Source organism: Lysobacter enzymogenes (assembly GCF_017168095.1).
Classification (GTDB): Bacteria; Pseudomonadota; Gammaproteobacteria; order Xanthomonadales; family Xanthomonadaceae; genus Lysobacter; species Lysobacter enzymogenes_D.
This window is the reverse complement of record NZ_LXSD01000067.1, coordinates 1-874: the sequence shown is the minus strand read 5'-3', so window position 1 is coordinate 874 and position 874 is coordinate 1. Positions and strand designations below refer to the sequence as shown.

Below are 874 nucleotides of genomic sequence, written 5' to 3'. Positions count from 1 at the left end.
CGGCCGGGCGCGCGAACGGTCGTGCCTGCGGCGATGGTGGCGGTCGTGTCGGTCGTTGCGCGGGCGTCCTCCCCAGGCCGCCTGCGCCGGCGCGCGCCGGCGCGCGGCGCGCGAAGAAGGATTGGAAACGCGGCGCGGCTCAGCGCTCGCGCTTGCCCGGATCGTGCTTGCCGGGCTCGCTGTTGGCCTTGGGCTTGGGCGTGACCGGCTGGCCGACGCTGCCCGACAGGTTCTGCTGGAATTCCTTCCACAGATTGAGGTTGCGCTCGGTCAGCTGGTTCATCATCGCCCACGGCGTCTGCCCGAGCATGCCGCCCATCTGGTTGCGGAACTGCTGCTGCTGGTCGAGGAACAACTGCATCGAGCGTTCCAGGTAGTTGCCCATGAAGCCCTGCAGCGAATCGCCGTAGAAACGGATGATCTGGCTCAGCAACTGGGTCGACAGCACCGGTTCGCCGTCCTGCTCGTGCTCGGCGATGATCTGCAGCAGCACTTGCCGGGTCAGGTCGTCGCCGGAGCGGGCATCGCGCACTTCGAACTCTTCGCCGTCGACGATGAGCTGGCGCACGTCTTCGATGGTGATGTAGCTGGAGATCTCGGTGTCGTAGAGACGACGGTTCGGATACTTCTTGATGACGCGGGTCGAGGCCATTGAGCTTTGGCTCTAAAAATCGTGGTGCCTTGCAGCATGGCGCAGGCCGGCGGGCCTTGCAACAGTTGGCGGGAAGGGCCGGCGGCGGGCGTCGCGGGCGGCCGCGGCGGGCATCGGCGAGGGCCGAAATAATTCCCTGAAAAAAGCGGAAAATGCGCGCGCGGCGCGGTCGCGAGGGCGCGTTCGAGCGGCGCGCGCGAGGCGATGCGCGGCGCGCGATGG

At 67.5% G+C, this 874-nt stretch carries 1 protein-coding gene; it reads right to left on the bottom strand.

The window, feature by feature from the left end; all coding sequences use genetic code 11:
* Positions 1 to 139 precede the first annotated feature (139 nt).
* Positions 140 to 652: a polyhydroxyalkanoate synthesis repressor PhaR gene (gene phaR, locus A7A76_RS01935; RefSeq protein WP_206409617.1), complete on the bottom strand. Its 513-nt coding sequence runs from the start codon at positions 650 to 652 to the stop codon at positions 140 to 142.
* Positions 653 to 874 lie beyond the last annotated feature (222 nt).

Coding starts and splice junctions, on each gene's coding strand:
- phaR (WP_206409617.1), bottom strand. CDS start 652: ATGGCCTCGACCCGCGTCATCAAGAAGTATCCGAACCGTCGTCTCTAC.